Origin of the sequence: Aeromonas sp. MR7 (assembly GCF_963899385.1) — a bacterium.
GTDB lineage: Bacteria > Pseudomonadota > Gammaproteobacteria > Enterobacterales > Aeromonadaceae > Aeromonas > Aeromonas bestiarum.
In genome coordinates, this window is the sequence record NZ_CAWQXH010000011.1 from 831,589 (window position 1) to 851,536 (window position 19,948).

Genomic DNA, 19,948 nt, shown 5'->3' on the forward strand with positions numbered 1-19,948 from the left:
AGCTGCTTAAAAAGGGCGGCCAGTTTAGCGCGCCTTGTCCAGAACAACCATAAGAACAAAACCTTGCACTGTTTAATGACTTGAGTCGCTGTACGCAAACCACGCGATCGCGACGGCTTCTGCGCAAATGTGCGCCTTGACGACTGCCAGGCTCGGCACATTTGGGTATAATCGGCGCCCATTACCCCATCCCTTCCGGGATGTGTGCAACAAGTGTGCAGGAGAGAAGTTATGCCTCAGATGGCCCCCGTGATGACAATCGATGGCCCGAGTGGTGCCGGTAAAGGCACTCTGTGCCAGTTGCTGGCTGAGAAACTGGGTTGGCACCTGCTCGATTCCGGCGCCATCTACCGGGTGTTGGCCCTGGCTGCCTTGCATCACGATGTAGAGCTCGATTCTGAAGCCGCATTGGTCCCACTGGCTGCCAACCTGGATGTGCAATTCCAGGTGGACAGTGAGCAGGTCAAGGTGGTGCTGGAAGGGGAGGATGTCTCCCGTACCATACGTACCGAAGAGGTGGGCAATGCCGCGAGCAAAATCGCCGCCTTCCCGCGGGTACGCGAAGCCCTGCTGCGCCGCCAGCGTGCATTTCGTCAGGCACCGGGTCTGATCGCCGACGGACGTGACATGGGAACCGTGGTTTTCCAGGAGGCCGAGGTGAAGATTTTCCTCGACGCCAGTGCGGAAGAACGCGCCCAGCGCCGCTATAAGCAGTTGCAAGATAAGGGCTTTGATGTTAACTTTGAGCGTCTTTTAACCGAGATTCGGGAACGTGACGATCGCGACAGAAATCGCGCCGTAGCGCCCCTTAAACCGGCAGAAGATGCTCTCGTGGTGGATTCTACCGCCATGACCATAGATGAAGTGCTGGCAACGGTACTCGCCTATGCAGAGCAACAACTTGGTGATGCCAGCGCAAGCTGACATCCGGTCGTCTGCACCAAGGATGGCGCAGATTATTTAAAACAGCCCCGCTTGTGCCGGATTGCAAGTGGATGTTTCATTTGTGACATAAACAATGATCGAATCTTTTGCTCAACTCTTTGAAGAGTCCCTGAACTCGGTTGAAACCCGTCAAGGTTCCATCGTCAAGGGTACTGTCGTTGCTATCGAGAACGGTTTCGTACTGGTTGACGCCGGTCTGAAATCTGAGTCCGCCATCCCGGCTGAAGAATTCAAGAACGCCCTGGGCGAGCTGGAAATCAGTGTGGGTGACACTGTTGACGTAGCTCTGGACTCTATCGAAGATGGTTTCGGCGAAACCAAGCTGTCCCGTGAAAAAGCCAAGCGCCACGAAGCCTGGCTGCAGCTTGAAAAAGCTTACGAAGAGCAAGCTACCGTTATCGGTATCATCAACGGCAAGGTCAAGGGTGGTTTCACCGTTGAACTGAATGGCATCCGTGCCTTCCTGCCGGGTTCTCTGGTTGACGTGCGTCCGATCCGTGACACCGCTCACCTGGAAAACAAAGAACTCGAGTTCAAAGTCATCAAGCTGGACCAGAAGCGCAACAACGTTGTTGTTTCCCGTCGTGCCGTGATCGAGACCGAGAACACCTCCGAGCGCGAGAGCCTGCTGGCTAACCTGCAAGAAGGTCAAGAAGTTAAGGGTATCGTCAAGAACCTGACCGACTACGGTGCATTCGTAGATCTGGGCGGTGTTGACGGCCTGTTGCACATCACCGACATGGCGTGGAAGCGCGTTAAGCATCCTTCCGAAATCGTCAACGTTGGCGACGAGATCGCAGTCAAGGTTCTGAAGTTCGACCGCGAGCGTACCCGTGTATCTCTGGGTCTGAAGCAGCTGGGCGAAGATCCCTGGGTTGCTATCGCCAAGCGTTACCCGGAGACCACCCGTCTGTCTGGCCGCGTGACCAACCTGACCGACTACGGCTGCTTCGTTGAAATCGAAGAAGGCGTTGAAGGCCTGGTACACGTATCCGAGATGGATTGGACCAACAAGAACATCCACCCGTCCAAAGTTGTTAACGTTGGCGACGTGGTTGACGTGATGGTTCTGGATATCGACGAAGAACGTCGTCGTATCTCCCTGGGTCTGAAGCAGTGCAAATCCAACCCGTGGCAGCTGTTTGCCGAAACTCACGCCAAGGGCGATCGTGTTTCCGGTAAAATCAAGTCTATCACTGACTTTGGTATCTTCATCGGTCTGGACGGCGGCATCGACGGCCTGGTTCACCTGTCTGACATCTCCTGGAACAACCAGGGCGAAGAAGCAGTTCGTGAATTCAAGAAAGGCGACGAGATCGAAGCCGTTGTTCTGCAAGTGGACCCGGAGCGTGAGCGCATCTCCCTGGGTGTCAAGCAGATCGAAGAAGACCCGTTCAATAAGTACCTGTCTGATAACAAGAAAGGTGCTATTGTGAAGGGTAAGGTTACCGAGGTTGATGCCAAGGGTGCCGTGATCGAACTGGCTGACGGCGTAGAAGGCTACCTGCGTGCCTCCGACGCTGCTCGTGACCGTGTTGAAGACGCGACTCTGGTACTGTCTGTTGGTGATGAAGTTGAAGCCAAGTTCATGGGCGTTGATCGTAAGAACCGCACCGTAAGCCTGTCTGTCCGTGCTAAGGACGAGGCTGACGAGCGTGTTGCTATCGATAGCCTGAACCAACAAGAAGAAGTTGTGTTCAGCAATGCTATGGCTGAAGCGTTCAAAGCTGCCAAGGGTGAATAATCCTTGATGCAAGAAAAGGGCGGCTTCACGCCGCCCTTTTTTATATTGGCGTAATGAATATTGCATGTGATCGGGGAAGGAGATTTAACGTTATGACCAAATCAGATCTCATCGAACAATTGGCTGCGAGCCGCATGCATATGCCGGCCAAAGATGTCGAAGCTGCCATCAAGGAGATCCTTGAGCAGATGGCATCGACTTTGCAAAACGGCGATCGGATTGAAATCCGTGGATTTGGAAGTTTTTCACTGCACTATCGTGCCCCCCGTGTGGGTCGTAATCCCAAGACCGGGGACAAGGTTGAACTGACCGGGAAATATGTCCCTCACTTCAAGCCTGGCAAAGAGTTGCGCGAGCGCGTGAACATTATTGAATAATGCAGAAAACGGCATACTTGGGTATGCCTTTTTTGTTTTTATGGCCGCTATTGTGCCAATCGTCCGGTTTCTCCAAGTCTTTTCCCATTCGCTCTAGAGTCTGCCCGTGATTTTAAGGATAATCAGCCTTTCATTAGATACTGACAGGGAGCTCCTATGAAGCGTATCTTGGCCCTCATTCCGCTGGTGCTGGTGTTTATTCTGACCTTGGCCATCGGTTCGCAAAATGGTCAGCTGGTGCAGTTCAACTATCTGATTGCCCAAGGGGAGTTCTCGCTCTCCATGCTGCTGGGTTTCTTCTTTGGCGGTGGCTTCCTGCTCGGCTGGCTGGTGTTCGGTCTACTGTTTTTGCGCCTCAAGATGCAAAACCGTACCCTCAACCGCACCATGCGTCGTCAATCCCGCGAGTTGGAGCTGGCTCGGTCGGCAGTCAAGGAATAATGTCCCTCGATGCTTGAACTGCTTTTCCTGCTGTTGCCGATTGCCGCTGGTTATGGCTGGTACATGGGGCGCAGGAGTGTTCGCCAGGACACCCAGAAACAGAGTAACCAATTTTCCCGCCAGTACGTGGCGGGCCTCAACTATTTGCTGTCCGATGAATCTGACAAGGCGGTGGATCTCTTCATCCAGCTGCTGGAAGTGGACAGCGAAACCATCGAAACCCACCTCTCCCTTGGCAACCTGTTTCGCCAGCGCGGCGAAGTCGACCGTGCCATCAAGATCCACCAGAACCTGGTGACCCGTGAGCTGACCCGTGAACAGCGCCAGCTCGCGCTGCAGGAGCTGGCGCGCGACTTTCTGGCCGCAGGCTTGCTGGACAGGGCCGAGGCGCTCTGGAACGAGCTGTGCGAAGACGGTGACTATGAGGAGACGGCACTGGCCCAGTTGCTGATCATCCATCAGCAGTTGCGTGACTGGGACAAGGCCATCGAGGTCGCGGTGCGGTTGCAAAAATATCAGGGCAAGAAGCTGGCCGATCCCATCTCCCATTTCTATTGCGAGCAGGCAGACAGTGCCTTGCGCGACGGCGACAAGCCAGCTGGGCTTGCCAAGCTCAAGCGGGCGCTGGGGGTCAACCCTGCCTGTGCCCGCGCCAGCCTGCGGCTGGCCGAACTGGCGATGGAGGCGGGGGAGTATGAGCAGGCCGGCAAGGATCTGCTGCGGGTGTTCGAGCAGGACATCGATTTTGCCTCCGAAGCCATCCCCCGGCTCACCGAATGCTACCAGCGCCAGGGCCGCTCTCTCGAGCTCATTCCCTTGCTGGAGCAGGCGGTGGAGGATCACGCCGGCGTCAGCGTGACCCTGGCCCTTGCCAAACTGGTGGAGGAGCGCGATGGCTTGAGTCAGGCCCGCGCGCTGGTGCTGCGCCAGCTGCGCCGTCACCCCTCCATGAAGGGCTTCTACCAGTTGGTGGGCTTCCAGCTTGCCAGCGCGGAGGAGGGGCCCGCCAAGGAGAGCCTGGAGTTGCTGCAGCAACTGGTTGGCGAACAGATCAAGATCAAATCCACCCACAAGTGTCGGCAGTGTGGTTTTGCCACCCACTCGCTGTTCTGGCAGTGCCCATCCTGCCGTCAGTGGGGATCCATCAAGCCGATCCGCGGCCTGGACGGCGAGTAAGAGCCAGATCAATTGAAAGTGAGATGCCGGGAGCTGCAAGTGCCGCCGCGGTGTCATCAGGTTGAACCTGGGCCTGGATGGTGAAGCCGTGCCCAGATGGTGAACAACAATCAATAGGAAGTGAGATGCTAGATCCCAAAGTACTGGTAGCGCTGGATTATCAGCACGAGGCCGATGCCTTCGCGTTCATTGAACGTATCTCTCCGGCCCAGTGCCGCCTCAAGGTGGGCAAGGAGATGTTTACCCTGTTTGGCCCCCAGTTTGTGCGTCAGCTGGTCGCCAAGGGATTCGATGTGTTTCTGGATCTGAAGTTTCACGACATTCCCAATACCGTGGCCAAGGCCGTGGCCGCCAGTGCCGAGCTGGGTGTCTGGATGGTCAACGTCCATGCCAGCGGTGGTGAGCGCATGATGCGTGCCGCCAGAGAGGCCTTGCTGCCCTATGGCGACAAGGCACCGCTGCTGATCGGGGTGACAGTGCTGACCAGCATGGAGCAAGCCGACATGGCGCCCCTTGGCCTGGATGTGAGCCCGGCCGAGCAGGTGATCCGGCTGGCGACATTGACCAGGGCCGCAGGGCTGGATGGGGTGGTCTGCTCCGCCAATGAGGCGAGTGAACTCAAGGCCCTGCTCGGTGCCGACTTCAAGCTGGTGACCCCGGGTATTCGCCCCACCGGGTCTGCGGCCGGGGATCAACGCCGGGTGATGACACCGCTGGCTGCGATGCAAGCCGGCGCCGACTATCTGGTCATAGGTCGCCCCATCACCCAGGCAGAGGATCCTGCCGCCATGTTGGCAGGCATCAATGCGGAGCTGGCCGGGCGTTAAGGTTTGAAGGCCGGGTGAGCCCCGGCCTGTTTTTTGGTCAAGGCAAGCAGGCGTTGAGCGCCATCACTCCTTGATGGGCTGGTTGCTGAGACTGACCGGCAACAGGCCGAGCAGCAGGCCCGCCACCGAGCCAATCAGATGTGATTCGATGTGAACCCGGGCGCCAATCAGTACAGAAACCGGGCTCTCGCCCGCGCTGTAGAAGTCCACTCCAAGCTTGATGGCCACCCCCAGCAGCATCAGCCAGCCCGAATAGCGGCGATAGCGGATGTCCTGCAAGGCTCCCCATACGAACAGGCCGTGCAAGGCGCCCGACAGCCCCATGTACCACTGGGTCTGCGGGCATAACCACCAGATGCCAAGACCAACGGCACCCCCCAGCAACAGCAGCAATACCGGCAGGCGGCAACCCGTCAGGTATTCACGAAACAGGCTGTAGAGCACGCACAGGCCGCTCAGGTTGAGCAGCAGGTGCCATAAATTGGTGTGGGCCAGATTGCCTGTTATGATGCGCCACCCTTCGCCTTGGGCGATCAGGGTGCGATCGAAGGAGAGCAAATGATTCGGTACTGTGAAGAAAAGCAACAAGCTGGCGAGTGAAAGCGTGATGACCCAGAGCAATCCTGATTTTTCTGACAACATGAAACAGCCCAACGACAAGAACAGCCGATACTGTACACGTTGCACCAGAGCCCTCAAAGCCTGTCTGTGTGATTATATTCGGCAGGTGCCGCATCTCGCTCCCCTCCATATTTTGCAGCACCCGAGCGAAGCGGGGCACCCCAAGGGCACAGCCGCTCTGCTCGCCGCCTCTCTCACCCAGGCCAGTATTCATGTGGGGGAGGATTTTGCCGAGGCGCATTGGCTCAATGACTTGCTGGCGGATCCCGAGGTGCACTGCTATCTGCTCTGGCCTGACGAGCATGCGCTGGCGCTGGATCAGGTGCGCGATCAACGGCATCAGGCAGGGGATCGCCGTCAGGTCTGCTTTTTGCTGCTCGATGGCACCTGGCGCAAGGCGTATCGCATCTTGCACAGCAATCCAGCGCTGCTAAGGCTGCCCAGGATCAAACTCGGCGCCATACCGGGCCAGTACTCCATTCGCAAGAAGCCGTTTCCCGAGGCGTTGTCGACCCTGGAAGCGGGTTATCATCTGTTATCCCAGTGGGAGGGCGAGCCCGCGCGCTTCGCCCCGCTGATGAACCTCTTTACCCATTTAAACCGGCAGTGGCATGACTTTGCACAAGGTCGCCGTACTTGAACTGCCTGAAGGAGTGATAAACGTGAAAAAAGCCGTCGTGGTATTCAGTGGTGGGCAGGACAGCACCACCTGTCTGGTGCAGGCTCTGGCCCAGTATGACGAGGTGCACGCCATTACCTTTGACTATGGCCAGCGCCATCGGGAGGAGATAGAGACGGCTCGCCGACTGGCCGGCGCGCTTGGCATTGCCGCCCACAAGGTGATGGACGTGACCCTGCTCAATGAACTGGCGGTCTCGGCCCTGACCCGGGACGACATTCCGGTCAGCTGCGAGCTGCAGGACAACGGTTTGCCCAATACCTTCGTACCGGGCCGCAACATACTGTTTCTGACCCTGGCCTCCATCTATGCCTACCAGGTGGGCGCCGAATCGGTGATCACCGGTGTGTGCGAGACCGATTTCTCCGGCTACCCGGATTGTCGCGACGAGTTCGTCAAGGCGCTCAATCAGGCGGTCTCCCTGGGGCTGGGTCGCGGCATCCGCTTCGATACCCCGCTGATGTGGCTCGACAAGGCCGAGACCTGGGCGCTGGCGGATCACTATGGTCACCTGGAGACGGTGCGCCAGCAGACGCTGACCTGCTACAACGGCATCGCCGGTGATGGTTGTGGTACCTGTCCCGCCTGCGAACTGCGTAGCCGGGGGCTGAATCTGTATCTGGCCGACAAGGCGGGCATCATGGCCCGGCTGTACGGGAAAACCGGGCTGGGCGAGAAAAGCGGACTGTGAGCCTGCGTCTTGCCTTCGCTTGGGGTATAATCCGCGACTTTTGCAACAAGCCGTGACCGAGATGTACTACCCAATCAACGAGATTTTCCAGACCATCCAGGGGGAGGGCATCTTCACCGGCCTGCCCGCCATCTTCGTTCGCCTGCAAGGCTGCCCCGTGGGCTGTCCCTGGTGCGATACCCGCCATACCTGGATTGTCGATCCCGCTCGTGAAGTGGGGGTTCAGGCGGTGCTCGACTGTTCCAATGAATCCGATGGTTGGAGCAAGATGAACATTGAGCAGATCCTGGCCAGTTTCCAGCAGCTCGGTTATCAGGCGCGCCATGTGGTGATCACGGGTGGGGAACCCTGCCTGTATGATCTGCAGGGTCTCTCTACCGCCCTGATTGAGGCGGGTTACCAGGTGCAGATCGAAACCAGCGGTACCAGCGAGATCCAGACCCATGCCAATACCTGGGTCACAGTGTCGCCCAAGATTGGCATGAAAGGGGGCCTGCCCGTGCTGGTCTCGGCCCTCGAGCGTGCCAACGAGATCAAGCATCCGGTAGCGACCGAGCGCCATATCGAGGAGCTGGATGCCCTGCTGGCGACCGCCACCTTGCGCCCTGACGTGGTGATTGCGCTGCAACCCATCAGCCAGAAGCCCAGGGCCACCCAGCTGGCGATGGCCACCTGCATCGCCCGTAATTGGCGGCTCTCCATCCAGACCCATAAATATCTGGACATCGATTAATATGGAGTGGCTCTCTGACGAGCGGGTGTTGCTGACCCTGGCCCACAAGATGCCTTACGGCAAATATCAGGGGCGGCGCATCATAGATATTCCAGAGCCCTATCTGGTGTGGATGGCGCGCACCGGTTTTCCTGCTGGCGCGTTGGGCCAGACCCTGGCCCTTGCCTATGAGATCAAGCTCAACGGGCTCGAATCCATGATTGTTCCCATTATTAACAGGATGTCGGTATGAGAATATATACGAGGCAGGGTGATAAAGGCATGACCCGGCTGGCCGATGGTGTGCAATTGGCCAAGGACGATATGCGGGTGGAAACCTATGGCTATATCGATGAATTAAATTCTCATATAGGTCTACTCATTGCCGAGGTGCCTGCTGCTGAAACCGGCTTATTAGCCGACTTGTTATTATTGCAACAAGAGTTGTTCGATTTGGGCGGTGAACTGGCATTTTCCAGCGCTGGTCAGCAGGAGGCCATCTGGCAGGTGAATAATGCATGGACGTTGCGCCTGGAGCGGCAAATTGATGGCTACAGCGCCAATTTGCCCATGCTGCGCAATTTCATTTTGCCCAGTGGTTCCCGGGCGGCGGCGCAAGCCCATGTGGTGCGCACCCTGACCCGTCGCTGTGAGCGCCTGCTGCTGAGTCTGAGCCGTACGGAGCAGATCAATCCGGCCATACTGCCTTATATGAACCGGCTGAGTGACTGGTTCTTCACCATAGCCCGCTACCTGCTGGCCTGTACCGCGACGCCGGAAGTGCTCTGGGTCAAGGCGGCAGAACGGAGTTGATGAGCGGATATCAGGCAATAAAAAACCTCGCAGTGCGAGGTTTTTTATTGGAGGTCGTTTGCCTGATCAGATGGCAAATTCTTCGACGGATTTACCGTCGGCAACGGCCTTGGCAATCACGGACGGCATGCGACCCTGACCGGTCCAGGTTTTTTCAATGCCGTTATCCAGATAGCGATATTTGGCCGGGCGAGGGGCGCGCTTGCCTTTGGCAGCTTTGGCCGGTTCAGTGGCAACCGTGCCCACCAGTTCGGCCGGATCAATGCCGGCGGCTTTCAGCATTTCAGCATATTCGTTAATCTTGCGCTGATGCTCTTCACGGGCCTGACGATCGGCGGATTCATCTTGCTGACGTTCGGCAACAATAGCAGAGAGCTTTTCCAGCCCCTCTTCCAATTGCTCCAGGGTCAGCTCACGGCAAGCTGCGCGCAAGCTACGGATATTCAGCAGTACTTTCAAAAATTCGTTCATAGTGTCCACCACGCGAGCAAAGGAGTGAATTAAATAAAAAAGAGTAATTTTGGGTAATTTATACGGCAGCTTGCTATTAAGTCAAGATAAGCGAATTAATAAATTCAGAGTGCAAATTAAGTGAACTATTTTGAATTCAGGCTGGATTCAGCAATATTGGCCGTCATCATACTCGACTGAGTTCTGGATAGATGAAAATAGCGACAAAACCAATATATTTGCACCATTTGACTACCATTTTGCCATTTTAAAACGCCCCATGTGGGGATTTAATCAAAAAACTTGCTATAACGTGCCGGCACGATAAAATGTGCCTCGAATACCTTTAAGTAGAGGCGCGCTGCCTATGACTACTCGTGCGGAGGGTGATGCCTGTGATGCATGAGGAAAGGAGTCAGCGCCGAAGTGGCCAGGCCATCATACCGGGCTGCTGGTTCTGCATCGAACAGGTGCAGGACTGCCATAGTCATCCACTATGGAGCGCTACCTGAAGGGGCTGAGGAGTATAACCTCCCCATGGGTTTTGTTTCTTTATCCTCTCGGTAGATCTCCACCTGCTGTCTTTAGGTGCAAAGAGATCATGGACATCATTCATTACGCCGACTCCGGTTGGTCTATCATTCCCCCTTTACTGGCCGTCGCTCTGGCGATCATCACCCGCCGCGTCCTGGTGTCGCTGGGGGTAGGTATTGTTGCCGGCAGCCTGCTGCTCAATCAGTTTTCCCCGCTCGATTCCCTGCATTACATGTTGAATACCGTGCTCAAGATCTTCTGGGTCGAGGGTGCACTCAACCGTGACAACGTCAACATGCTGCTGTTCATGCTGCTGCTGGGCGGCCTCATCAGCCTGATGAGCGTCTCCGGTGCGACTCGCGCCTTCGCCGAGTGGGCAGAGCGTCGTGCCAAGACCCGCAAGGGGGCCAAGGCGCTCACCGGCATGATGGTGTTTGCCTTCTTCATCGATGATTTCTTCCACAGCCTGTCGGTGGGGGCCATCTGCCGTCCGGTCACCGACCGCTTCCAGATCTCCCGTGCCAAGCTGGCCTATCTGCTGGACTCCACCGCGGCGCCCGTCTGCGTGCTGATGCCCATCTCCTCCTGGGGTGCCTACATCATCGCCCTGGTAGGTGGCATCATGGCGGCGCACGGTCTGACCGATCAGAGCCCCATCTCCGCCTTCGTCGAAATGATCCCGATGAACCTCTACGCAGTGTTCACCCTGATCATGGTGCTGGTGGTGATCGCATTCCAGCTCGACATAGGCTCCATGCGTCAGCATGAGCAATGGGCGCTGGAAGGCAAGCTGTGGGATGAGTCCAAGGGCCGTCCCATAGGTCTGGACATGGAGAGCCCGGAAGAGAGCAATGGCGGCATGATCGACATGGTGTTGCCGATCCTGACCCTGACCGCCGCCACCGTCTACTTCATGATCCACTCCGGTGCCGCCGTGCTGAGCGAGAAGGGGCTGCCGTTCAGCGTGCTCGGCTCGTTCGAGAACACCAATGTCGGTTCTTCCCTGGTCTATGGCGCCCTGTGCAGCCTGGTGGTGTCCATCGGTCTGGCCATGCGCCTCAAGCTCGGCGCCAAGAACTGGATGAAGGCCGCCCCGCAAGGGATCATGGCCATGCTGCCTGCCATCAATATCTTGCTGTTTGCCTGGACCATAGGCGCCGTGGTGCGCGACGTGGAGACCGGCAAGTACCTGGCCTCCATGGCCAACGGCAACCTGCCGATCGAGGTGTTGCCGGCTGTGGTGTTCATCCTCTCCTGCGCCATGGCGTTTGCCACTGGCACCAGCTGGGGCACCTTCGGCATCATGCTGCCGCTGGCCGGTGACATGGCGGCAGCCAGCGACATCAGCCTGATGCTGCCCATGCTGGCCGCCGTGTTGGCAGGCTCGGTATTTGGTGACCACAGCTCGCCCATCTCGAGCACCAGTATACTGTCGGCCACGGGCGCAGGGTGCCATCACATCGATCACGTGATGACCCAGCTGCCCTATGCGCTGGCCATCGCCTTCGGTGCCGCGCTCGGTTACTTGGTCATGGGGTTGATGCATTCCGTGCTGGCGGGCTTTACGGTCAGCGGGCTCTGGTTTGTGATCTTCTCCGGTTACCATCTGCGCAAGGCTCGGCTCCATCGAGAGCTGGCTATCGCATAAATAGAACAAGGGGCCCACGGGCCCCTTGGTTTTGGCAGGGGCTTTGGTTAGCATGCGCCCCATAAATTCAGTTTCGGAACAACACCATGGCTTCACTGCACTACAAATTTGCCACCATGAATTCAGGCAAATCCACCCAGCTCATCCAGGCCCACTTCAATTATCTGGAGCGGGGCATGCAGCCCCTGGCCATGACACCGGCCATCGATGACCGCTTCGGCGCCGGGGTGATCAGTGCCCGGGTGGGATTGGAGCTGAAGGTGGATGTGTTCAGTGACGGCTGCGATCTGTTCGAGATGGTGAAGGCGCGCCATGCCGAGAAGCGCATCGATGTGTTCATCGTCGACGAGGCCCAGTTTCTGACCCGCGAGCAGGTCTACCAGCTGGCGCGCATCGTCGATGAGCAGGATATTCCCGTGATGGCCTACGGTCTCAAGACCGACTTTCGCGGTGAACTGTTCCCCGGCTCCTACCATCTGCTCTGTCTCGCCGACAAGTTCGAAGAGCTGAAAAGCATCTGCTGGTGCGGCAACAAGGCGCACATGAATTCCCGGGTCAATGAAGCAGGCCAGGTGATGCGCGATGGCGAGCAGGTGGAGATAGGTGGCAACGATCGCTATGTGTCGCTGTGCCGCAAGCACTATCTGGAAGGACGGGCCTACAAGTGATCCGGCCGGGATAAGAGAGAAGGGCGCCAATCTGGCGCCCTTCTTGTTTGCGACTCAGTCGATCTCGATATCCACGGGGGCAATGATGGGATCGGCCACCGGCAGGCGATGGAACAGCTGGCGAAAATGTTGCTGAACCCGGCCTATGTCCACCAGCGACATGCCGGAGGCGAAGCCGAACCAGACGTAGAGCCCGGTGAGATCGCGAAACATGGGCGGCAGATAGCGGGGGGCATCGATCAGCCCTTCCAGATAGTGCTGATAGAGCACGGGGATGTCGTCCAGGGTCACCTTGCCGACGAACAGCATGGGCAGGATCTCGGGGACCCCTTCCAGCACGGCGCTGCGGATGAAGTTGACCGTCTCCACGTAGCCGCGCACGTAGGAGAGATCCTTGGTAAAGCAGGCGCCGCCGCCCACCATGCCGCCACGAAACACCCGCTGGGTGATCTTGTAGGCGTCGTGCTCGCTGGTGCCCTGTGCCACAAAATGCTGGAACACCTCGACAAAATTGGCACCTCGCTCCGCCATGTCGATGGCCATCACCCGATCCGAGATGCGCTTGGCCCGATCCGGAAAGGAGCTGAAGGTGAGCGTCTCGATCAGGACCGCCAGCCCCTCCTGACAGGCGGTGATGCGCGGCGAGCCGGCGCTGAGCCAGGTGGCGTAGGGTTGCTGGCGGCCGTTGAGGGTGGTGCCCACGTGCACCCAGCCCTCGTGTACCTCCAGCACCTGCAGATCCAGCTCGGAGAAGCGGGCGTGGGAGTTGAGCTTGATGTAATCGCCGCCGGCGGCGGCGTCCGAGACGATGCCATCGCTCAGCTTGACCTGTACAGTGCCGTCGCTGAAATAGCTCGACAGCTTGCCCTGCAGCTTGGCGACCGCCGCTTCCCCTTCAAACTCCTTGGGGTAGGGGCGCACCAGATGACGGGCACCGGGCAGAGAGAAGATGTCGCACAAGCGGGCTCCCAGCTCCTTGAGGGTCTTGCGATCCCCGCGCAGGTGATCGCTGGCCGAGCCGTACAGCAGCTGGCTGTAGCGCAGGAAATCAGGCTGCCCGCGTTGGCGCAGCATCTCGATCACCACCATGTACTGATCGACCGTCTCTTGCAGGATCCGGCCCAGATCGTCCTGAGGGCCCAGCCGACGCCGGATCCTGTCCCGCAACTCCTTGAGTTCAAGATACTTGTTGCGGGGATCGAAGCCGAGGGGCAGGGCATCGTAGAAGTGCTGGTCGATGGCGGGCAGCGTTCGTCCCCCGTTGGCCAGAAAATCGGCCTGGAGGTGACGGGGCCACTTGATGGCATCCAGAATGCGAATGGGCTTTTGCAGGGCCAGCAGTTCATCCGACAGGGATTTCAGATGCAGGCGGTACTTTTCTTGGATGGTCATCAGGCCTTCTGTGGGGTGAAGGTGGGGCGAGAATGGCTGAGTATATGCATAGTGTTTGCCAAAAAGAAGCTGGCTCCCTGCTTATCCGGCCACTGCACTTTTGGTTGCCGGAAAATTGGTTTAGACTGCGCCCCTTGATCCTTATCGTGTCGTGGAAATGATGAATATCCCCAGCTCTGAAATGATAATGCGTTGGTTGCAGCAGGCTCGTATCGAGCACTATGTCTGCGATCAGTGTCATGGCATCCACATTGTCTCCCTGCAGTCCGTCGACGGCATCCAGGAGAGCCGGATCTTTGTCGAAGAGGAAGGGCTGTTGTTTTCATCCGAGCTGGAAGTGCGTCCCTCCTCTCTGCTGCCGCTGATGGCCGAACTGGGTCGCCTCAACATGCAGTACCCGTCGCTCAAGGTGTTCCTCGACATTATCGATGACAACCTGCCGCGCCTCATCGTGGGCCACACAGTGTTCACCAAGGCGGGTCTTTCCGTGGAACAGTTCCTGCTGTTCGTCGAAAGCACCACGGCCGCGACCCATGAAGTGGTGTCCGAATGCGAGCGCCTTGGCTTCCTGAACCTGCCCGAGATCCTGGTCGCGCCGGAATGCGTGCACTGATTTGTGCGTTAAATGTGCGAACGATTCGTCAGGCAAAAAAAGCCGTTGACGCCGGCGGGGCTTTCCCCTAAATTACGCCCCGTTCCAGCGCAACAGCGCCGTGAACACAGTGTTGGCTGAACACGTTAAACAACAGACCAAAATTTGGTGATGTGCCCAAGTGGCTGCCAGTCGATGGTATTGGCAAGCAACGGCACATGACTAAAACAAATTGGTGAGGTGTCCGAGTGGCTGAAGGAGCACGCCTGGAAAGTGTGTATACGGCAACGTATCGAGGGTTCGAATCCCTCCCTCACCGCCAAATAAAACAAAAGGGCCTGTCGAAAGACAGGCCCTTTTGTTTTTCAGTGCTTGCTGGTACAACCCGTATCCTGGCTCGGCAAGCGGACAGGCCCAGCCATGCCGGGCTGCCAAGAGTGCCCCTTGGGCGAGAGCCTGCTGACGGTGAGCGCATCCCGGCCGAATGCCACCAAAACCGACCCTATGGTCGGTTTTTTGCTGTCAGGCAGGTCATCTTTCACTGCCTGCCGGGGGACGCACCTTCGCCGAGCGCGGGATCGCCGCGCTGACCCCTGGCTTCAGGGCCTTGAGCATCACACGGGTGGCGGGCGAGATAGTCAACCCGGCCATTGCCGATGCCGCGTTGGCGCTAGCCTGCCAGGGGGTGACCGGCGACCATGCCGTGTGGGTCTAGGCGCATCTCTCGGCCTGGGTCTGTGTGTTCAAAGAGTTCGGGGCCAAGCCCCAACGGACACCTTGCCCGGCAGATGCCCTGCGCAAACGGGGGCCCGGCTGACGGAGGGGCTGCAACTCATGATGCCCGGCGCCTTGATCACGCAGATGCTGGTCGGGTTTGATATCGACTAGCCAGGACAAGATTCTGGGGTCTATGTCGAGCAACTCACCTGGCTCGGAGTGGCCGGCCAGCGTGAGCCTGCCTCAGCCATCACAGGATCAGTCACACTCGGCGCAGTCCGGCTGCGCCGGGTGTTTTTTAGATGCCGCCATGCCTCATCTCTCCCGAGTTGAGATGGGGGAGCTTGTGCTAGGCCATGACTCGCCGGGCGTGGCCTGCATATGAGGGCATATCGGCGTCTGCCAGCGACTGTGCATTGGCGCAGGGCTGGGCAAGCGTGACGAACACCCGGGAGGTGAGGCGGGTCAGCAGTTCATAGGGGATAGTCCCTATCTTCTCCGCCACCTGTTCCACCGGCAGACCCTCTCCCCACAGGATCACCTCATCCCCGCACTGGTCGCTGGCGTGTGGCCCGAGATCGACCGTGATCATGTCCATGGAGACCCGGCCGACAATGGGCACCCGGCGACCATTGACCAGCATGGGCGTCCCCTCGGGAGCCATGCGCGGATAACCGTCGCCATAGCCGACCGCGACCACCCCCAGGGTGGTGTCGCGCTGGGCCACCCAATGGGCGCCATATCCTACCGATTCTCCCCGCTTGCACTCTCTGATGGCGATGAGCTGGCTCTTGAGGGTCATGACGGGGCGCAGCCCATGATCGGTGGCCAGCTGACCCCCGAAGGGGGAGGCGCCATAGAGCATGATGCCAGGTCTTATCCAGTCGCTGCGTGAACCCGGCCAGGCCAGGATCCCCGCCGAGTTGGCCATGGCCCGCTCGCCCGGCAGGTGGGCGGTGAGCAGGTTGAACGCCTCGATCTGCTGCTGGGTGGCTTGGTTCTCCTGCTCGTCGGACTGGCCGAAATGGGTCATCAGATGGAAGGGTTGTACCACGCTCCTGCAATGGCTCAGTCGTTCGATGAAGGCGGGCAGATCCTGCGCTCTCACCCCCAGCCGGTTCATCCCGGTATCGAGCTTGAGCCAGACCTTGATGGGAGCGGGCAGCTTGGCCTGTTCGAGCAGTGCCAGCTGATCCCAGGTGTGCAGTGTGGTCTGTAGATTGTGCTCCGCCAGCAGCGGCAGTGCCTCGGCTGAGAAGAAGCCACCCAGCACCAGAATGGGTTTGGTGATGGCATTGGCACGCAGCACCAGCGCCTCTTCGAGTCGCGCCACCGCATAGGCATCCGCCTGGACCAGGGTGTTGGCGACCTGCAGCAGGCCATGACCATAGGCGTTGGCCTTGAGGACCGCGATGATCTTGCTGTGGGGGGCGTGACGCCGCACGACGGCAAAATTGTGATGGAGCGCATCGACATCGATGCTGGCCGTAACTGTGTTCATCATGGGTTTGGGTGTCTGCTCGATGAGGATCTGGGTTGGCTGTTCGTCTCAACCTTGACCCGCTGGCTTGGGCGCCCTGTGTCGGGTCGCCGGAGTACGCAGCGGATGTTTATTTATATGCTTTAAAATGTACGATTATGTTATCAGTTGTTTTTTGTTTGGTAAATTACGTGGCGAATGGGAGCGCATTAATGGCCTGAATACGGGATATTCCTCTGTATAAATGTGCTTCCCAACGCTTTGTCTTGCTCCCTATCACGCGATATTTATCACTGGTTATGACCCGCCAAAAGGCAGGGGTTAATGTGGATTTTTCAGTGAGTTGGCGGCAGGACCCGGCTCGGGTTGATGGGGTTTGACACGGATTGGGAGCCGAGACCGGCCGGATGAAGGTGTGGGGGAGGGGAAAAGCAGGGCTGCCGGGATGGCAGCCCTTGCTGGCCTGTTACACCTTGAAGAAACCTATGCCCTGGTTGAGCTGGTGGATGATGTCGGTCAGCTGGGAGGCATCGTGGTTGACGCTCTCGGCGGCGGATACGTTCTCCAGCGACATCTGGGTGATCTCCTCGACCGACTGGGCGATCAGCTGGCTGGCGGCGGCCTGCTCATGGAGCATGGAGCTGATCTCCTGGATGAGGCCCACCACCTTGCGGGAACTCTGATCCACCTGGGCCATGGTATCGCTGGAGCTGTCGGTGGTTTCTCGCACCCTGCTCATGCTGTCGGCACAGGCATTCATTCCCTTGACCGCGCCTGTGGCCCCCTGCTGGATCGACTTGAGCATCTCGTTGATCTCTTGCGTCGCCTGGGTCGTCCGCGCCGCCAGGGTGCGCACCTCGTCGGCCACCACGGCAAAGCCACGGCCCATGTCACCGGCCCGGGCGGCCTCGATGGCGGCGTTGAGTGCCAGCAGGTTGGTCTGATCCGCCACCCCCTGGATCATCACCGAGATCTGGCTGATGCGGGTGATGTCATCGAACAGCCCCTGCACCTGTTTGGCCGAGTCGTTGACGGCCGTGGTGACCTTGAGCACCTCTTGTGAGGCGTGCTTGACCTGCTCTTCGCCCGAATGGGCAATCTCCCCCGACTGCATCACCACGCTGTTGGCCTGGTTGGCGAAGGAGGAGAGCTGGGAGACCGAGGTGGTCAGCTCTTCTACCGATGCGGCTGTGTTGGCGGTCGCCAGCGACTGTTGCTGGGAGCTGGTGTTGACCTGCTGGGCGGCGGCGACCAGCTGGGAGGAGCTGGCGGTCAACCCTTCGGCGGCGCGCTGCATGGTCGAGACGATGTCGCGCAGGCTGTGGCGGGTGCTGCTCATGGCTTGCTGCATCTGGGTCAGCTCGTCGTTGCCTTCCGCACTGTCCTGCGCCGTGAGATGCCCTTGCGCCAGCTGCTTCAGCTCGCTCATGATGGCGAGCAAGGGCAGATTGATGCTGCTGCTGAGCAGCCAGCCCAGCAACAGGGAGAGCATGACGGATCCGGCGAGTATGGTGTAGGTGGCGGTGGTGATATCGGTGACGATCACGTCGCTGTCATCATAAGCCTTCTTGCCGAGCCCCTGATTGATGTCCACCAGCTTGCTGAGCAGGTCGTCGACCACCTGGAAGCTGGCGGCGGCTTCCCCCTTCATCAGCTTGATGGCGGTGTCGTTGTCATTGGCTGCGCTTGCCGTCATGGTTTTTTTCGCCGCTTCCTTGTAAATCGGCCAGGCTCTGTCCACCTCCGTCAACACGGATTTTTCCTGATCGGAGGTTTGGGTTGCCCGGTATTTATTCAGCAGGGCATTCATCTTCTGTTCGTAGCCATCCATCTGGCTGGCGATCTTGTCCATCCCCGCAGGAGTGGGCTCGATGACATAGTCAAACAGCGAACGGTTATGGTAGATGGCCTGCATATTGGCGTTGGAGACATCTGTGATGGGGGTCAGAATGTTGAGATACATGTCATTGAGCATGTCGTTGACGGTGGCGGTATTCTGTTTGCCGTAGAGCCCCACCCCGATCAGGATGAGGTTCAGCAACAGAAAAGAGACGATAAGCCGCGTCTTGATGGAGATCTGACGAAGTAGGTTGTTCATGGTAGCCTCATGCTTGTTTTATTTGCGTTCCCTGCAGCGAGATTACGACTGCTCTCTTGTCATCTCACCCCTGGCCGGGTGAGCACCACAATATCGTTTCTGCATCCTTGTTATTTCACCCTTCATGTCACCCTGGCTTGCCATTCGGCAAACCAGGCCGCTATCTGTGCCACAGGCAAGGGACGACTGACGTAATAGCCCTGGGCCAGTTCACAGCCCAGCAGGGCCAGTTGCCGCCAGTCCTCTTCGCTCTCAACCCCTTCGGCCACCGTCTTGAGCCCGAGCTTCTGGCTCATGACGATGGCTGAGGTCAATATAGGCAGCTTCTTCGGGCTGCTATGGGCGTCATGGACAAATTCTTTATCTATCTTGATCTCGGTGAAGGGGCAGCGGGATAACTGCTTCATGGAGGAGTAGCCGGTGCCATAATCATCCATTGCGACGCCAAACCCCCTGAGCCGCAAACGGGCCAGGGTGCCCAATGACATGGAGAGATTGGACATGAAGGTGGTTTCTGTGACTTCAATAATGATGGCGTTGCAGGGCAGTTGATGCTCCTGCACGACGGCAATCATGTTCTCGACCAATTTATCCGTGAGCAGCAGGCTCACCGGCAAATTGATCGAGCAGCTGATGGGGCCGGGCAGGCTGGCCAGTGTCGTGAGCGCATCACAGGTGGCGTGCAGGAAGTGATAAAAGAAATCCAGCGCCAATTGCCCCTCTTCCAGATGGTGGACGAAACAGACGGGCGGGATCACGCCGTGTTCGGGATGGAGCCAGCGCACCAGGGCCTCAAAGCCATAGAGGCGCGAATCCGCCATCGTGATCTTGGGTTGCAGAAAGGGCACCAGTTGCCGGTTGTCCAGCGCCTGTTGCACATCGTCGGCGGTGAAGGTGAGCTGCATCCACTTCTTGTTCTCCCTGTGCACCAGGGGATCGCAATGCTGCAGCATGTTGCGCAGGTCGCTCTGTTTGAGCGGCTTGGACAGCACGCCTATCACCTCCAGGGTACCCGCATCGGCAATGGCGTGGATCACGTCCAGCACATCCCGCTCCACCCCGCTCATCACGGCCACAAACATCCGGTAGTGGGTATTTTTCTCCAGGTTGCTGATGAGCTCCACCCCGTCCATGCCCGGCATGTTGAGGTCGGTCAGCAGCAGGTCGATGCGCTCGTCTATGCGCTCCAGCTGCTGCAACTTGTCCAGTGCATCCTGACCATCCTGAGCCACATGAACGTGGCCAAACCCCAGCTCCTGCAACAGGCAGGTCACCTCATACTGCTGGGTGCGGGAGTCATCGACCACCATGGCACTGCGTCCTTGCCATTTTTCCAACGACAT

At 58.3% G+C, this 19,948-nt stretch carries 20 protein-coding genes, 1 tRNA gene and 1 riboswitch; of the genes, 15 read left to right on the forward strand and 6 right to left on the reverse strand.

The genetic code is table 11. From position 1 onward, the window contains the following. The first annotated feature begins 231 nt into the window (after positions 1–231). The 6 genes from cmk to pyrF all read left to right on the forward strand — a co-directional run bounded on the left by cmk (position 232) and on the right by pyrF (position 5,510). The gene (cmk, locus tag AACW87_RS08805) at positions 232–924 is read left to right on the forward strand and encodes a (d)CMP kinase (protein ID WP_042871343.1); all 693 of its coding nucleotides are present in this window, start codon (positions 232–234) and stop codon (positions 922–924) included. A 94-nt stretch (positions 925–1,018) separates the two neighbouring features. Beyond that, positions 1,019–2,689, forward strand: coding sequence for a 30S ribosomal protein S1 (gene rpsA, locus AACW87_RS08810; RefSeq protein WP_042034339.1), 1,671 nt, complete (start codon positions 1,019–1,021; stop codon positions 2,687–2,689). Between the two features lie 92 nt (positions 2,690–2,781). Beyond that, complete coding sequence (ihfB, locus tag AACW87_RS08815; protein ID WP_005299934.1) at positions 2,782–3,066, forward strand: integration host factor subunit beta; 285 nt, start codon at positions 2,782–2,784, stop codon at positions 3,064–3,066. A 156-nt stretch (positions 3,067–3,222) separates the two neighbouring features. Beyond that, positions 3,223–3,507 carry a LapA family protein gene (locus AACW87_RS08820; protein WP_042034338.1) on the forward strand — a complete coding sequence of 95 codons (285 nt, stop codon included), beginning with the start codon at positions 3,223–3,225 and terminating at the stop codon, positions 3,505–3,507. A gap of 9 nt (positions 3,508–3,516) precedes the next feature. Beyond that, positions 3,517–4,683 carry a lipopolysaccharide assembly protein LapB gene (gene lapB / locus AACW87_RS08825; RefSeq protein WP_098984332.1) on the forward strand — a complete coding sequence of 389 codons (1,167 nt, stop codon included), beginning with the start codon at positions 3,517–3,519 and terminating at the stop codon, positions 4,681–4,683. Positions 4,684–4,808: 125 nt separating this feature from the next. After that, positions 4,809–5,510: an orotidine-5'-phosphate decarboxylase gene (gene pyrF, locus AACW87_RS08830; protein WP_043136626.1), complete on the forward strand. Its 702-nt coding sequence runs from the start codon at positions 4,809–4,811 to the stop codon at positions 5,508–5,510. Between the two features lie 63 nt (positions 5,511–5,573). On the opposite strand, the gene rrtA is transcribed toward pyrF, so the two are convergent. After that, complete coding sequence (gene rrtA, locus AACW87_RS08835; protein ID WP_241324749.1) at positions 5,574–6,152, reverse strand: rhombosortase; 579 nt, start codon at positions 6,150–6,152, stop codon at positions 5,574–5,576. Here rrtA and AACW87_RS08840 point away from each other — a divergent pair. The 5 genes from AACW87_RS08840 to AACW87_RS08860 all read left to right on the forward strand — a co-directional run bounded on the left by AACW87_RS08840 (position 6,082) and on the right by AACW87_RS08860 (position 9,026). Beyond that, complete coding sequence (locus tag AACW87_RS08840; RefSeq protein ID WP_122974233.1) at positions 6,082–6,771, forward strand: tRNA-uridine aminocarboxypropyltransferase; 690 nt, start codon at positions 6,082–6,084, stop codon at positions 6,769–6,771. The two genes, rrtA and AACW87_RS08840, sit on opposite strands and share 71 nt — an antisense overlap. A gap of 22 nt (positions 6,772–6,793) precedes the next feature. Next, positions 6,794–7,501: a 7-cyano-7-deazaguanine synthase QueC gene (queC, locus tag AACW87_RS08845; protein WP_241324750.1), complete on the forward strand. Its 708-nt coding sequence runs from the start codon at positions 6,794–6,796 to the stop codon at positions 7,499–7,501. Positions 7,502–7,562: 61 nt separating this feature from the next. Further along, a complete protein-coding gene (queE, locus tag AACW87_RS08850; RefSeq protein ID WP_241324751.1) occupies positions 7,563–8,234 on the forward strand; it encodes a 7-carboxy-7-deazaguanine synthase QueE in 672 nt (223 codons plus the stop codon). Position 8,235: 1 nt separating this feature from the next. Next, a complete protein-coding gene (locus AACW87_RS08855; protein ID WP_042871355.1) occupies positions 8,236–8,466 on the forward strand; it encodes a DUF3820 family protein in 231 nt (76 codons plus the stop codon). Further along, entirely contained in the window at positions 8,463–9,026 is a 564-nt protein-coding gene (locus tag AACW87_RS08860; protein WP_241324752.1) for a cob(I)yrinic acid a,c-diamide adenosyltransferase, read from the forward strand. Before AACW87_RS08855 ends, AACW87_RS08860 begins: the two co-directional genes overlap by 4 nt. A gap of 66 nt (positions 9,027–9,092) precedes the next feature. On the opposite strand, the gene AACW87_RS08865 is transcribed toward AACW87_RS08860, so the two are convergent. Continuing rightward, a complete protein-coding gene (locus AACW87_RS08865; protein ID WP_042871358.1) occupies positions 9,093–9,497 on the reverse strand; it encodes an H-NS family histone-like protein in 405 nt (134 codons plus the stop codon). A 322-nt stretch (positions 9,498–9,819) separates the two neighbouring features. After that, positions 9,820–9,991, forward strand: a riboswitch (Lysine riboswitch). A gap of 86 nt (positions 9,992–10,077) precedes the next feature. Between AACW87_RS08865 and AACW87_RS08870 the strand changes: the two genes are divergently transcribed. Both AACW87_RS08870 and AACW87_RS08875 read left to right on the forward strand, forming a co-directional pair. Then, on the forward strand, positions 10,078–11,658 hold the full coding sequence (locus AACW87_RS08870) for a Na+/H+ antiporter NhaC family protein (protein ID WP_241324753.1): 1,581 nt from the start codon (positions 10,078–10,080) through the stop codon (positions 11,656–11,658). Between the two features lie 86 nt (positions 11,659–11,744). Further along, positions 11,745–12,326, forward strand: coding sequence for a thymidine kinase (locus tag AACW87_RS08875; RefSeq protein ID WP_043136617.1), 582 nt, complete (start codon positions 11,745–11,747; stop codon positions 12,324–12,326). A gap of 54 nt (positions 12,327–12,380) precedes the next feature. On the opposite strand, the gene AACW87_RS08880 is transcribed toward AACW87_RS08875, so the two are convergent. Further along, positions 12,381–13,718 (reverse strand): flavohemoglobin expression-modulating QEGLA motif protein, encoded by a 1,338-nt coding sequence (locus tag AACW87_RS08880; RefSeq protein ID WP_103472946.1) that lies wholly within the window; start codon positions 13,716–13,718, stop codon positions 12,381–12,383. A 157-nt stretch (positions 13,719–13,875) separates the two neighbouring features. Here AACW87_RS08880 and AACW87_RS08885 point away from each other — a divergent pair, with 157 nt between their 5' ends. Next, positions 13,876–14,331 (forward strand): YbjN domain-containing protein, encoded by a 456-nt coding sequence (locus AACW87_RS08885; RefSeq protein WP_084214039.1) that lies wholly within the window; start codon positions 13,876–13,878, stop codon positions 14,329–14,331. A gap of 213 nt (positions 14,332–14,544) precedes the next feature. Further along, positions 14,545–14,632, forward strand: a tRNA-Ser gene (locus AACW87_RS08890). 744 nt (positions 14,633–15,376) lie between these two features. Here AACW87_RS08890 and alr read toward each other — a convergent pair. The 3 genes from alr to AACW87_RS08905 all read right to left on the reverse strand — a co-directional run bounded on the left by alr (position 15,377) and on the right by AACW87_RS08905 (position 19,948). Beyond that, positions 15,377–16,531 carry an alanine racemase gene (alr, locus tag AACW87_RS08895; RefSeq protein ID WP_241324754.1) on the reverse strand — a complete coding sequence of 385 codons (1,155 nt, stop codon included), beginning with the start codon at positions 16,529–16,531 and terminating at the stop codon, positions 15,377–15,379. A 442-nt stretch (positions 16,532–16,973) separates the two neighbouring features. After that, positions 16,974–18,605 carry a methyl-accepting chemotaxis protein gene (locus tag AACW87_RS08900; protein WP_241324755.1) on the reverse strand — a complete coding sequence of 544 codons (1,632 nt, stop codon included), beginning with the start codon at positions 18,603–18,605 and terminating at the stop codon, positions 16,974–16,976. A 122-nt stretch (positions 18,606–18,727) separates the two neighbouring features. Then, positions 18,728–19,948 (reverse strand): EAL domain-containing response regulator, encoded by a 1,221-nt coding sequence (locus AACW87_RS08905; protein WP_241324756.1) that lies wholly within the window; start codon positions 19,946–19,948, stop codon positions 18,728–18,730.